The sequence below is a fragment of the Arthrobacter sp. Y3224055 genome, assembly GCF_059090825.1.
Genome location: NZ_JBNHGB010000002.1, coordinates 547,968 through 561,736 on the forward strand (window position 1 = coordinate 547,968; position 13,769 = coordinate 561,736).

12 protein-coding genes are annotated in these 13,769 nt (G+C 68.5%); all 12 read right to left on the reverse strand.

Going from position 1 to position 13,769, the window contains the following annotated elements:
- Positions 1–10 precede the first annotated feature (10 nt).
- On the reverse strand, positions 11–3,553 hold the full coding sequence (dnaE, locus tag AC5RTY_RS07875; RefSeq protein ID WP_494014120.1) for a DNA polymerase III subunit alpha: 3,543 nt from the start codon (positions 3,551–3,553) through the stop codon (positions 11–13).
- A gap of 46 nt (positions 3,554–3,599) precedes the next feature.
- On the reverse strand, positions 3,600–4,535 hold the full coding sequence (locus AC5RTY_RS07880) for an RluA family pseudouridine synthase (RefSeq protein ID WP_494139331.1): 936 nt from the start codon (positions 4,533–4,535) through the stop codon (positions 3,600–3,602).
- A complete protein-coding gene (lspA, locus tag AC5RTY_RS07885) occupies positions 4,528–5,139 on the reverse strand; it encodes a signal peptidase II (RefSeq protein ID WP_494013812.1) in 612 nt (203 codons plus the stop codon). Before lspA ends, AC5RTY_RS07880 begins: the two co-directional genes overlap by 8 nt.
- Positions 5,140–5,268: 129 nt before the next feature.
- Entirely contained in the window at positions 5,269–5,934 is a 666-nt protein-coding gene (locus AC5RTY_RS07890; RefSeq protein WP_493999475.1) for a DivIVA domain-containing protein, read from the reverse strand.
- A 149-nt stretch (positions 5,935–6,083) separates the two neighbouring features.
- Complete coding sequence (locus tag AC5RTY_RS07895; protein WP_493999474.1) at positions 6,084–6,371, reverse strand: YggT family protein; 288 nt, start codon at positions 6,369–6,371, stop codon at positions 6,084–6,086.
- A gap of 69 nt (positions 6,372–6,440) precedes the next feature.
- A complete protein-coding gene (locus tag AC5RTY_RS07900) occupies positions 6,441–6,956 on the reverse strand; it encodes a cell division protein SepF (protein ID WP_493999473.1) in 516 nt (171 codons plus the stop codon).
- Positions 6,957–7,046: 90 nt separating this feature from the next.
- Positions 7,047–7,796, reverse strand: a complete 750-nt coding sequence (locus AC5RTY_RS07905; protein WP_494139332.1) for a YggS family pyridoxal phosphate-dependent enzyme — start codon at positions 7,794–7,796, stop codon at positions 7,047–7,049.
- Positions 7,793–8,512, reverse strand: coding sequence for a purine nucleoside phosphorylase YfiH/LACC1 family protein (locus AC5RTY_RS07910; protein ID WP_493999471.1), 720 nt, complete (start codon positions 8,510–8,512; stop codon positions 7,793–7,795). The genes AC5RTY_RS07905 and AC5RTY_RS07910 overlap by 4 nt, the downstream gene beginning before the upstream one ends.
- 20 nt (positions 8,513–8,532) lie before the next feature.
- A complete protein-coding gene (ftsZ, locus tag AC5RTY_RS07915) occupies positions 8,533–9,717 on the reverse strand; it encodes a cell division protein FtsZ (protein ID WP_493999470.1) in 1,185 nt (394 codons plus the stop codon).
- A gap of 219 nt (positions 9,718–9,936) precedes the next feature.
- Entirely contained in the window at positions 9,937–11,208 is a 1,272-nt protein-coding gene (locus AC5RTY_RS07920; protein ID WP_494139333.1) for a cell division protein FtsQ/DivIB, read from the reverse strand.
- Complete coding sequence (gene murC / locus AC5RTY_RS07925; RefSeq protein WP_494025807.1) at positions 11,205–12,629, reverse strand: UDP-N-acetylmuramate--L-alanine ligase; 1,425 nt, start codon at positions 12,627–12,629, stop codon at positions 11,205–11,207. Before murC ends, AC5RTY_RS07920 begins: the two co-directional genes overlap by 4 nt.
- Positions 12,616–13,734 (reverse strand): undecaprenyldiphospho-muramoylpentapeptide beta-N-acetylglucosaminyltransferase, encoded by a 1,119-nt coding sequence (murG, locus tag AC5RTY_RS07930; RefSeq protein ID WP_494139334.1) that lies wholly within the window; start codon positions 13,732–13,734, stop codon positions 12,616–12,618. The genes murC and murG overlap by 14 nt, the downstream gene beginning before the upstream one ends.
- Between the last annotated feature and the right edge of the window lie 35 nt (positions 13,735–13,769).

The following is a 13,769-nucleotide window of genomic DNA, read 5'->3' on the forward strand; positions in this document are numbered from 1 at the left end:
CGCCGCCCGGTCAGGCATCGAGGCAGGCCGGCCCGAGCAGGACCTTGAGGTCGCCGAACAGCGAGGGGTTCGGATTGACCCGCAGGTCCACCCCGAGCTTCATCACCTCGACCTTGCGCGAGCCGTTCAGCCGCACCTGCACCTCGGTGGTGCCCGGGTGGGTGCGCAGCACGTCGCCCAGCGCGGTGACCACCGACTCGGTGGCCTTGAAGCTGGCCATCGAGATCACGACGGGCCCGGAGTGCCCGTCGCTCAGGTCCGGAACGGTGAGTTCCTGGGCATTCAGGGTGACGGCACCGTCGTCGCGGCGCTGCAGCCGGCCGCGGACCACCACGATCAGGTCTTCCGCGAGCACGGTGGCGATCGGCGCGTAGGCCTGCCCGAAGAACATCACTTCCATGGAACCGCCCAGGTCCTCGACCTCGGCACGGGCGTAGGCGTTGCCGCTGTTCTTGGCGATCCGGCGCTGCAGCGACGTGATCATGCCCGCGATGGTGATGATCTGCCCGTCCGGCGGGCCGTCCTCGCCGATCACGGACGTGATGGACAGGTCCGCGTGCTGGCTCAGGATCCCGTCCAGCCCCTGCAGCGGGTGGTCCGAGACATACAGGCCGAGCATGTCCCGCTCGAACGCGAGCTTGTCCTTCTTGTCCCACTCGGGCAGGTCCGGCACGTCGACCGACAGACCCCCGGCGGTTTCGCCGCCGTCGTCGAACGCGCTGAAGAGGTCGAACTGGTTGGCCGCCTCGTTGCGCTTGAGCACGATGACCGAGTCCACCGCTTCTTCGTGGATCATGGCCAGGGCGCGGCGCGGATGGCCCAGCGAGTCGAACGCGCCGGCCTTGACCAGCGACTCGATGGTGCGCTTGTTGCACACCACGGCCGGGACCTTCTGCAGGAAGTCGCTGAAGCTGGCGAAGTTGCCCTTCTCGTCGCGTGCGGCCACCATGGCGTGCACCACGTTGGCGCCGACGTTGCGGATGGCGCCCATGCCGAAACGGATGTCCGTGCCGACCGGGGTGAAGTTCAGCGCCGACTCGTTCACATCCGGCGGCAGCACGGTGATGCCCATGTGCCGGCATTCGTTCAGGTACAGCGCCAGCTTGTCCTTGTCGTCGCCCACCGAGGTGAGCAGGGCGGCCATGTATTCGGCCGGATAGTGCGCCTTCAGGTAGGCCGTCCAGTAGGACACCAGGCCGTAGGCCGCCGAGTGCGCCTTGTTGAACGCGTAGTCGGAGAAGGGCAGCAGGATGTCCCACAGCGCCTTGACCGCCGCCTCCGAGTAGCCGCGGTCCACCATGCCCTGGTGGAAGCCCGCATACTGCTTGTCCAGTTCGGACTTCTTCTTCTTGCCCATGGCGCGGCGCAGGATGTCCGCCTGGCCCAGCGAGAAGCCGGCCACCTTCTGCGCGATCGCCATCACCTGCTCCTGGTACACGATCAGGCCGTAGGTGGTATCCAGGATTTCCCGCAGCGGCTCTTCCAGCTCCGGATGGATCGGGGTGATCTCTTGGACGCCGGTCTTGCGCAGGGCGTAGTTGGTGTGGGAGTTCGCGCCCATCGGGCCCGGCCGATACAAGGCGATGACGGCGGAGATGTCTTCGAAGTTGTCCGGGCGCATCATCTTCAGCAGGGACCGCATGGGGCCGCCGTCGAGCTGGAACACGCCGAGGGTATCGCCGCGGGCCAGCAGTTCGTAGGACGGCCGGTCGTCCAGGTCGAGCGTTTCAAGGTCCAGGTCGATGTCCTGGTTCATCTTGATGTTCTCGATGGCGTCCGTGATGATCGTCAGGTTGCGCAGGCCGAGGAAGTCCATCTTGATCAGGCCGAGGCCTTCGCAGGTGGGGTAGTCGAACTGCGTAATGACCTGGCCGTCCTGCTCCCGGCGCATGATCGGGATGATGTCGATCAGCGGTTCCGAGGACATGATCACGCCGGCCGCGTGCACGCCCCATTGGCGCTTCAGCCCCTCCAGGCCCAGCGCGGTTTCGAAGACCTTCGCGGACTCCTGGTCGGACTTGAGCAGCTCGCGCATCTCCTCGGCCTCGCCGTAGCGCTTGGCGTTGGGATCGTGGACTTCCTTCAGCGTCAGGCCCTTGCCCATGACGTCCGGCGGCATCGCCTTGGACAGCCGCTCGCCGGTGGAGAACGGATAGCCCATGACGCGGGACGAGTCCTTCAGCGCCTGCTTGGCCTTGATGGTGCCGTAGGTGACGATCATGGCGACGCGGTCGTCGCCGTACTTCTCGGTGACGTACTTAATCACCTCGGGGCGGCGGCGGTCGTCGAAGTCGACGTCGAAGTCGGGCATCGAGACGCGGTCCGGGTTCAGGAAGCGCTCGAAGATCAGCCCGTGCTTTAGCGGGTTCAGGTCGGTGATGCGCATCGCGTACGCGACCATGGAGCCGGCGCCGGAACCACGGCCGGGTCCCACGCGGATGCCGTGGTCCTTCGACCAGTTGATGAAGTCGGCGACCACCAGGAAGTAGCCGGGGAAGCCCATCTGGAGGATGATGCCGATCTCATATTCGGCCTGCTTCCGCACGTCGTCGGGAATGCCGTGGGGGAACCGGTAGTGCAGGCCCTTCTCGACTTCCTTGACGAACCAGGACTCCTCGTTTTCCCCCTCCGGCACCGGGAAGCGCGGCATGTAGGAAGCCTTGGTATTGAACTCCACGTTGCAGCGCTCGGCGATCAGGAGCGTGTTGTCGCAGGCCTCCGGGACGTCGCGGAAGATGGCGCGCATTTCCGCCGGCGATTTCAGGTAGAACTCGTCCGCATCGAACTTGAAGCGCTTCGGGTCGGCCAGCGTCGATCCGGACTGCACGCACAGCAGCGCCGCGTGCGACTTGGCGTCTTCGGCATGGGTGTAGTGGAGGTCGTTGGTGGCGACGAACGGCAGCCCGAGTTCGCGGGCCAGTTTCCGCAGGTCGGCCTGGACGTTGCGTTCGATGTCCAGGCCGTGGTCCATCAACTCGCAGTAGAAGTTCTCTTTGCCGAAGATGTCCCGGAAATCGGAGGCGGCCTGCTTGGCCTCGTCGTAGAGTCCGAGTCGCAGCTTGGTCTGGACCTCGCCGGACGGGCAGCCGGTGGTGGCGATCAGCCCCTTGCCGTAGGTCTGCAGCAGGTCGCGGTCCATCCGGGGCTTGTAGAGGTAGCCTTCCAGGGAGGCCAGCGACGAGGCGCGGAACAGGTTGTGCATGCCTTCGGTGGTCTCGGCCCACATGGTCATGTGGGTGTAGGCGCCGGCGCCGGAGACGTCGTTGCGTCCGCCGTCGCCCCACCGCACGCGTGTCTTGTCCGCCCGGGCGGTGCCCGGGGTCAGATACGCCTCCACCCCGACGATCGGCTTGATGCCGGCGTTGCGGGCCTTGTTCCAGAAATCGAAGGCGCCGAAAACGAACCCGTGGTCGGTCGTCGCCACCGCGTTCATGCCCAGTTCATCGGCGTGGCTGAACAAGTCGGTCAGCCGCGCGGCACCGTCGAGCATCGAGTACTCGGTGTGGTTGTGAAGGTGGACGAAGGAATCGTTGCCGATCTTGGATGAAGTCACTGCTGCCACCGTTTCATTCTAGGTGCCGGAGTCGGCCGGTACCGGCTTACACGCGGTGTTCGGCCAGCGCCTGCAGCGCGTAGGCCAGGTCCCGCGGGTACTCGCTCTCGTATTCGACCCACTCCCCGCTGCCGGGGTGGTGGAAACCAAGTTTCTTGGCGTGCAGCCACTGCCGGGTCAGTCCCAGTGCGGCGGCGAGTTTGGGGTCCGCGCCATATGTCAGGTCGCCGGCACACGGATGCCGCAGCGCGGAAAAGTGCACGCGGATCTGGTGCGTGCGGCCGGTCTCCAAGTGCACCTCGACCAGCGAAGCCCTGCCGAAGGCCTCGAGTACCTCGTAGTGGGTGATCGAGTTGCGGCCGTCTTCGACCACGGCGAACCGCCAGTCGTAGCCGGGATGCCGGCCGATCGGCGCATCGATGGTGCCCTCCAGCGGGTCCGGCAGTCCCTGGACCAGCGCGTGGTAGACCTTGTCCACCGTGCGTTCCTTGAACGCGCGCTTCAGCAGGGTGTAGCCGTGTTCGGTCTTGGCGACCACCATGACGCCGGAGGTTCCCACGTCGAGGCGGTGGACGATGCCGGCCCGCTCGGCGGCGCCTGACGTCGAAATCCGGTAGCCCCGGGCGGCCAGGGCGCCGACGACGGTCGGGCCGACCCAGCCCGGCGACGGGTGGGCGGCAACGCCCACCGGCTTGTCGATGACGACGAAATCGTCCTCGTCTCCGAGAATCTTCAAATCCTCTACCTCTTCCACCACGACGGCGAGCGGATCCCGCTGTTCGGGTACGGCAATGCGCAGGCTTCCCTCCTGCGGGAGCTTCTCCGACTTGGCGATAACCCGGCCGTCCAATTCCACGCGTCCGTCGCCGAGGAGTGCTGCGGCCGCCGAGCGGGATACTCCCAGCAGCGCGGCCACCGCGGTATCGGCCCGCGCGCCGGCTGTCCGGGCGTCCAGCTCCACGACCCTGACGTCGTCAGTCACCGCTCTCCCCCGCCGCCTTGCCGTCGCCGGCCGGCTTGTCCGCGGCCTTGGGGGCCTCCCGGGTACCGTCCATTCCGATGCCCATGAAGGTCAACACGCACCACAGGATGACCGCTCCCACCACGGCGGAGTCGGCAATGTTAAAGATGGCGAAGTTGGGGAAGGCGATGAAGTCCACCACGTGGCCCACACCGAAGCCGGGTTCGCGGAACAGTCGGTCGGTCAGGTTGCCCAGCGCGCCGCCGAGCAGGAAGCCGAGCGCCACGGACCACCACAGGGACCGGACCTTGCGCGCGTAGACCACGATCGCCGCGGAAACGGCCGTCATGACGATGGTGAACACCCACGTGTAGTCCTCGCCGATCGAGAACGCGGCCCCGGAATTGCGGATGAAGTGCCAGTGCAGCAGCGGCGGCAGCACCGGGGTGATCTGGCCCTCGGTCATGGTGGACACCACCCACCACTTGGTCAGCTGGTCGAAGGCATAGGCGAACGCCGCGCAGCCGGCCAGCAGCAGGATGAACCGGCCGGCGCCCTTCCGCTGTTCCGGTGCGGCCGCCGCCCCATCGTCGGGTCGATCGGCTGCCGGTGAAGTTTCTGACATGTCTCTCTCGTCTTCAGTGCCGGTCGGGCGCCGGGGCGGGGCGCCCAAAGCCAATGGCCGGCGGCAGGGTAATCCCGGCGCCGGCCATTGGGAGCCCCGTGGCACGGGGCTGGCGGTTATCTTCCGCGCTTACGCGTCCGCGCTGTCCTTGACCTCGGGGGCAGCGAAGGATCCGCGGGCTTCCAAATCCCGCAGCTGGCCTTCGATGTACGCCTTCAGGCGGGCCCGGTAGTCGCGTTCGAATCCACGCAGCTGCTCCAGTTTGCGCTCCAGCACGGCCTTCTGCTGCTCGAGGTTGCCCAGGGTCTTGCGGCTCTTCTCTTCGGCGTCGTTGACCAGGCTGCTGGCTTCCAGCTGTGCCTCGGCAATGATCTTGTCCCGCTGCTCCACACCGGCGGTGACGTACTCGTCGTGGAGCTTCTGGGCCATGGCCAGCACGCCTGCGGCGGACTCGGCGGCCGCGGTGTGCCCGGTCCCGGATGCCGGAACGGCCGCGGGGGCCGGCTTCGGCTCTTCCTTCGGCTTGGGCTCTTCCTTGGGCTCTTCCTTGACCGGTTCCCGGACCTGCTCGGTCTTCGGGGCGGCGGAGACCGGAGCCGGCACGGAGGCCTCCGGACCCTGGTTCGACGTGGCTTCGGCCAGCTTCTTGCGAAGTTCGTCGTTCTCCTGGTTCAGCCGGCGGAGTTCGACGACGATCTCATCTAGGAAATCGTCGACCTCGTCCTGGTCATAGCCTTCGCGAAACTTGGTCGGCTGGAACCGCTTGTTGACAACGTCTTCTGGCGTCAAAGCCATCTGGTCACCTCATACTGGTTCGTGGGTCATGAATGCTACGTGCTGGATTCATAACAACGGTAGCGAATATCCGCCGTGCAACGGGCATCCGCCAGCTATATCTGAATCAGAATATATCGTTTCGGAGACGAACACTAACGCGCCTCGGGTCAGGCCAGACCGGCCACGATCGCCATGGCGATCGTGACGGCAAGGAACAGGACCAGGAACGCAAGATCGAGCGCGAATCCTCCGATTCGCAGCGGCGGAATGAGCCGCCGGAGGGCCTTCATGGGAGGGTCGGTCACGGAGTAGACCGCCGACGCCGCGACGAGCGCGATGCCGCGCGGCCGCCAGCGCCGGGCGAAGGCCTGCACGATTTCAAAGACGATCCGCACGATCAGGGACAGCTGGAACAGCATCAAGATCAGGTAGAGCAGGACGAAAATGAGGGACACGCCGGTTCCACGATTCCTAGCGCTAGAAGGAGTAAGGCTGGCGGCACGCCTGCCGGACGTAGCTGCGGGCTAGCTCTGGTTAAAGAAGCTGGCCTGCTGGTCGCTGGACTTCCGGTCCTCGCCCAGCACTTCAACGCTCGACGGCGAGAGCAGGAAGACCTTGTTCGTGACCCGCTCGATGCTGCCGTGCAGTCCGAAGACCAAGCCGGCGGAAAAGTCGACCAAACGCTTGGCTTCCGCTTCGCCCATGTCCGTGACGTTCATGATCACCGGAATGCCGTCGCGGAAACTTTCGCCAATGATCTTGGCATCATTGTACGACCGCGGATGCACGGTGGTGATCTGGTGCAGCACGGTAGCGTCCTCGCGGGCCGACGGAGCGCGCTTGATCGGCGTCACCGGCGCCCGGTATTCCTCGGCAACCTGCTTCACCGGCGGGGCGGGCTCGGGGCGGCGCTCCTGGCGGGGCTGGTCCACAGGCTGCTCCTCATCTCGAGCGGGCGTGTCTGCCTGCTCGGCTTCGTAGTGCTCGTCACCATCGGCGAGCCCAAGATAAATCATTGTCTTGCGCAGTGTGCCTGCCATGGTCGCTCCCATCCTGTCTTCAGCGCTGCTGTCGCGCCTTGCCAGGTCCCGGATCGGCCGGCCCGGCAAGGAGTCTGCCTAGCCAAAACGCTACCCCACGGCTGGTCGCGGGCCGAGGACATCGGAACCGACGCGGAGGTGTGTCGCGCCCGCGGCGACCGCCGCTTCGAGGTCCTGGCTCATGCCCGCCGACACCAGGCCGGCGCCGGGATGCTGTTCCCGAAGCCGCTGCGACAGTTCGACCAGCCGGCCGAATGCGCGGGCAGGGTCTGCGCCCAGCGGTGCGACGGCCATCAGCCCGGCGGGGTTCAGTCCCTCGGTGTCGCCGAGGGCATCGGCCAGCGCCGGGATGTCCTCGGGCCGGGCACCGCCGCGGGCCGCCGTGCCCGCGGCCTGCCCGGCGCCGCTCTCGTCAAGGTTCACCTGGATCAGGCAGTCCAGGTGCGCCCGTGGTCCGAGCCCGGCCGCCTCCCGCCGTTCCTGCTCGGCCACCACGGCCTTGCCGAGGGCGGTGACGAGTTGCCGTCGGTCCACCGAATGGACCACATCCGCGTACCGCACCACGGACTTTGCCTTGTTCGTCTGCAGTTGCCCGATGAAGTGCCAGCGGAGCCCGGCACCGGCAAGCTCGGCGGCCTTCGCGGCCGCTTCCTGGTCCCGGTTTTCGCCGACGTCGGTGACGCCCAGGTCATGCAGCAGCGCAACGTCGGAGGCCGGGAAGAACTTCGTCACGACGATCAGTTCCGGCTCCGTGGATCGCCCCGCGGCGGACCGGGCAATCCGTGCCCGGACACGTTCCAGGTTCGCTGCGAGTTCGGACTTGCGGGCGTCGGTACTCATGCGTCCTTCCAGACAAGGCCGGCGAACCGGCCGGTTTGTTGATCGCGCCGGTAGGAGTAGAGCCTTTCGTCCTCTCGGGTGCAGCCGGCCACCTGGTGCACGTCCACATCGAGCCCGGCCAGCTCTGCCCTGGCTCCGGCGGCAAGGTCCAAAGCCGGCGTCCCCCAGGCTGTCCTCGCCGCCAGTTGGGGAATCCGGGCAACCGCCTCGGCCTGCATATGCTCGGGAACCTCATAGCAGGCCCCGCAGATGGAGGGACCGATCCAGGCCCGCAGTTCGCCCGAACCGGCCTCGCGGAGCCGGGCGACGGTGTTGGCCAGCACCCCGTCGAGCAGTCCGCGGCGGCCGGCATGGGCCACGGCGGTGGCGGGCCCGCCGTCGGCCCGTGTTCCCACCAGCACGACCGGCAGGCAGTCCGCGACCATCACCGCCAGCGGCGCCGCGCCGTCGGCGCTGACCAGCGCGTCGGCCGGCGCGGCTCTTTCAGTGGCGTCGGCCTCCCCGCAGCCGGCGGGGATGACCGCGGCGACGGACGAATGCACCTGGTTCATGAACCGCAGCGAACCGGCCGGTACAGCCATGGCGTCTTCCAGCGCCGCGCGCCGCCGGAGCACCGTGTCGGGGTCGTCCCCGACATGCAGGCCAAGGTTCCCGGCCGAGCGGTCGGTAAAGGCGGCCCACACGCCGGTGTGGACCCGCTGCTTCCACCAAAACACTGCCGGACCTGCCTGAGGGTTTACTTCAGGAAGTCCGGAACGTCCAGGTCGTCGACGCGGCCTGCGCTCAGGTCCGGCTCGACGATGGCCGGCAGGTCCATGTCGAAGCCCGCGTCGGCGGGAACGTGGTGCTGCGGCATGGCACCGCTGAAGCTGTGCTCCATGGGCTCCGAGACCGGCACGGACGGCTGGGCGGCCGGAACGGCGGGCGTACCGGCGGGGGCGGCGGCCGGCTTCTGGGTCGGAGCGGAGGTGACGTCCACCTGGTCAAAGCCGGCGGCGATGACGGTCACGCGGGCTTCGTCGCCGAGTGCATCGTCGATGACGGCGCCGAAGATGATGTTCGCCTCGGGGTGTGCGACCTCCTGCACCAGCCGGGCGGCCTCGTTGATCTCGAACAGGCCCAGGTCGGATCCGCCCTGGATCGACAGCAGCACGCCGTGCGCACCGTCGATCGAAGCTTCCAGCAGCGGAGACGCGATGGCCAGCTCGGCGGCCTTGACGGCCCGGTCCTCGCCGCGGGCGGAGCCGATGCCCATCAGCGCCGAGCCGGCGCCCTGCATGACGGACTTCACGTCGGCGAAGTCGAGGTTGATCAGGCCCGGGGTGGTGATCAGGTCGGTGATGCCCTGCACGCCGGAGAGCAGCACCTGGTCGGCGGACCGGAAGGCATCGAGCATGGAGACGTTGCGGTCGCTGATGGACAGCAGGCGGTCGTTGGGGATCACGATGAGGGTGTCGACTTCGTCGCGCAGCGTCTCGATGCCGCTTTCGGCCTGGTTCGAGCGGCGGCGGCCCTCGAACGTGAACGGACGGGTGACAACGCCGATGGTCAGGGCGCCGAGCGAGCGCGCGATCCGGGCCACCACGGGTGCGCCGCCGGTGCCGGTGCCGCCGCCTTCGCCGGCGGTCACGAAGACCATGTCCGCCCCGCGCAGCACTTCCTCGATCTCTTCGGCATGGTCCTCGGCGGCCTTCCGGCCCACCTCCGGGTCGGCGCCGGCGCCAAGACCCCGGGTGAGTTCGCGCCCGACGTCGAGCTTGACGTCGGCGTCACTCATCAGCAGTGCCTGAGCGTCGGTGTTGATGGCGATGAACTCCACGCCACGGAGTCCCACCTCGATCATCCGGTTGACGGCATTCACGCCACCGCCGCCGATGCCGACGACCTTGATGACGGCCAAGTAATTCTGCGGTGCTGCCACGTCCTGTGTCCCTTGCTCGAGTCTGTGCACTGATCAGTTCTGCCGGAGCGGGCGGGTACCCTGTCCGGTAGTTTCACCTAACCTTAACCTTCAGCTTGAAGGTTATAGTTATGTCAAGTAGTTTCTATTCGAGACGCTAGACGCAAGCCCCGGCCCACACAACGACCTTGCTCCGCGTGTCGCGCGTTCCCCGGATGTTGCGCATTTCCCGTCTCCTGCTCAACGGGTCACCGGGCGTGTGGGCGTGCTCACATCGATGACGCTCGCCTTGTCTTTCACGTCTTTTGCCCGCAGCATCGCCTGCAGGACGGTGGCCTTGAGTTCCTGCTCCTGCGCGTTGCCCCACAGCACTTTTTGGCCGCCGGCCAGCTGGAGTTCCACCGAGTCCACCGACTGCGCTGAGGCGTGCTTGAGCTGCCTCAGGACGTCCGGCGGCAGCGCGGCGAGCACCCCGGTGATGGACGCGAAGACATCCGGGTTTTCGGCGGCCTTCGCTCCGTCGATCAAGGGCAGTTTCGCCTCGCTGCGCTTGGCGACCGACGCAAGCTCCGTCCCCGACTCGTCGATCAGCACGAATTTCTTGCCGTCCTTCAGCACAGCCACGGGCGTGTGCTCGATGATCCGAACGTGCAGTTCCGACGGCGGCCTGGCGATCACTTCCACCGACTCCACCGCCGGCAGGTGGTCCACCCGGGCATGGACGTCGCGTTCTCCGATGCGGGCCAGCGGTGTTCCCATGAGCGGTCGCAGCGCCTCGGTGAGCGTTGCTTTTTCGGTGAGTTCGTCGCCCTCGACGGTGATTGTCTTCACGGCCAGCGCCGGCGACAGGAAGATGACCGACATCAAGACGGCGAAGAGCACGGCCACAATGCCGGAAGCAATCAACAGCCGGCGCCGCGTCTTGCGCGCCGCCGGTTCGGGGAAACTGACAACGGTGGATTCGGAGGTGTCCGCCCCGTCCGCGCGGTCCGGTCCCTTGTGGCCCCGCCACCGCGATAGCAGCGCTGCCGCCCCGGCCCGCTTGGCGCCGGACGCGCGCGCGGCCTTGCCTGCCGCCTTGCCGGATGCTGCAGGGACGGACGGGGTGCCGGCGCCGGGCCTGGGCGCACGCGTGGGCCGTGCCGCTCCCCCGGCTTTGGGGGTGCGGGAGGGCGCGGCCGTCCCGGCCGTCCTCCCGGCGGGGGCACCGCCCCGACCGGAAGGCTTGCCCGATCCGCGCTGAGGGGCGCGCGGGGCGGGCCTGGCAGCGGGGGCGGGCCGGGCAGCGGCGGCGGGCCCTTCTGCCGCGGCGGGCCCGGCAGCCGCGGTGGACTCCGCGGCGGGCATGGCCGACACCCTGCCGGTGTTGATCCGCACGCCGGTGTCCCGGGGCGCCTCCGTCGCGGCTCCAGGGTTTGGCTGCTGCCCGGCGGCTTCCGGCGGCCGCGGGGCCTCCGGCTGCCGGGCGGCGGCGGGACGCGCGGCGGGAGTGCGGGGCTTGCGCGGACTCATCGCGCCGCCGCTGCGGCCTGCCCCAGGGCCTCGACCAGCACGGGCCCGTATTGGGTCACGTCACCGGCGCCGACGGTCAGCACGATGTCCCCGGGCCGGGAACGGGCAACAATGTCCCTCACCGCCCGCCCCGGATCGGGTGCGTAGCTGCCGGGAGCGAGCCGGTTGGTGATCAGTTCGCTGGTGACGCCCGGGATGGGGTCTTCGCGGGAGGCGTAGATGTCGAGAACGGCCGCCGAATCGGCCAGTTGCAGGGCCCGGGCGAACTCGGCGGCGAATTCCCGGGTGCGGGAAAACAGGTGCGGCTGGAACAGGACGTGCACCGCATGCCCGCCGGCCACCTCGCGGGCGGCCGTGAGGGCCGCGTGGACCTCGGTGGGGTGGTGTGCGTAGTCGTCGAACACGCGTACCCCTGCCGCCGTGCCCTTGGCCTCGAACCGCCTGGCTGCTCCGGTGAACCCGGACAGTCCCTCGGCCGCGGAGGCCGGATCGATGCCCTGGGTGATGGCCACGGCGAGGGCGGCGGCGGCGTTGCGGATGTTGTGCTCGCCGGGCACCTGCAGCCGCAGCGTGCAGCTGCCGCCGGGGTATACGATCCTGCTGGTGCTCCCCGAGCCGGCGAAGACGGTGTCTTCGACGCGCACCTGGGCGTCGGCCGCGTAGCCGTAGCCCAGCACGCGGCCTGCTGTGCCGGACGCCGTCGTCCGTTCCGCCAGGGCGCGGGCGCCGTCGTCGTCGAGGCAGGCCACCAGGGTGCCGTCGGCCGGAAGCAGTGCGGTGAACCGGTCGAAGGAGGCGTACACGGCTTCGGCCGACCCGTAGTGGTCCAGGTGGTCGGCCTCCACGTTGGTCACCACGATGACCTGCGGATTGTAGTTGAGGAACGATCCGTCGGATTCGTCGGCTTCGGCGACGAACAGTTCGCCCTGCCCGTGGGCGGCGTTGACGCCGAGCGCCGCCACGTCGCCGCCGATGGCGAACGAGGGTTCGCAGCCGGCCGCCTGCAGCATCACGGTCGCCATGGCCGTGGTGGTGGTCTTGCCGTGGGTGCCGCCGACGGCGATCAGCCGCTTCCCCTCCATCGCGGCGGCAAGGGCCACCGAGCGGTGCACGATGTTCAGGCCGGCGGCGGCAGCGGCCTGCAGTTCGGGGTTCTCCGGCCGGATGGCGGTGGAGACAACCACCGTGTCCGCGCCGGCGACATGGGCGGCCTTGTGGCCCACGAAGACGGTCGCACCGAGGGCCTCCAGCTGGCGCAGGACCGCCGAGTCGCGCGCGTCCGAACCGGAGACCGGCACGCCGCGGGCCAGCAGGATCCGGGCGATGGCGGACATTCCGGCGCCGCCCAATCCGATGAAGTGCACGGCGCCGAGGTCGCCGAACGGCAGCCGGGCGGTGGTGTGGAAATCAACGGCTTTCATCTGTGTTCCTCCCTGCTGCCTCGAGCACCAATTGTGCCATTCTGGTGTCTGCGTCGCGGATTCCCAGGGTGTGTGCCGCGGCGGACATCTGCTGCAGCCGCTCCGCGTTTCGCAGCAACGGGATTAGTTCGTCCGTGACCCAGCGGGGTGTGAACCCGCCGTCGCCGACCAGCACGGCCCCGCCGGCGGCCACGAGGGAGGCCGCGTTCAGGGCCTGTTCGCCGTTGCCGTGCGGCAGCGGCACCAGCACGGACGGCAGGCCCACGGCGGCTATCTCGCACACCGTGGCCGCGCCGGCGCGGGCCAGCAGCAGGTCGGCCGCCGCGTAGACATCCTGCATGCCGTCCACAAATTCCACCTGGTGGTAGCCGGGAGCGGCGAGCAGTTGCCCGTCGGCGTCCCGCAGCGCCTTGTTCCGCCCGGTGATGTGCAGCACCTGGATGCCTGCCGCGGCGAGCTCCTGCAGGGAAGCGCCGATGGTGCGGTTGATGCTCAGCGCGCCCGAGGAGCCGCCGGTGACGATGAGGGTCGGCCGGTCCGCCGCCAGTCCCAGCCGCCGGCGCGCGGCTTCGCGGGAGGCATTCCGGTCCAGGGTGGCGATTTCGGGCCGCATGGGCATGCCGACCCAGCGGGCGCCGGGCAGTTTCGTGTCTTTGAACGCGACCGCGACCCGGCCGGTCAGCCGTGCCCCGACCCGGTTCGCGAGCCCCGGCCGGGCGTTGGCCTCATGGATCACGATCGGCACCCGGCGGAGCCTGGCTGCGATGTAGACCGGGGTGCACACGTACCCGCCGACGCCCACCACGACGTCGGCCTTCGCGCCCTCGATGATGCCCGCGGCCTGGCGCACGGCCGCGGCGAACTTGAACGGCAGCTTCAGCAGGTCGAGGGAGGGGCGGCGCGGCAGCGGAACCCGCCCGATCGTGGCGAGCCGGTGGCCCGCCGCGGGGACCAGCCGGGTCTCCATGCCGACGGCGGTGCCGACGGCGAGGATGCGGGCCGCGGGGGCGGCCCGGAGGACGGCGCCGGCGATGGCCAGCAGCGGGCTGACATGCCCCGCCGTGCCGCCGCCGGCCAGGACCACAGAGGGATCGGAAGTGTTCATGGTGTTGCGGAAGTACCTTCTGCTCGGCTGCTGGT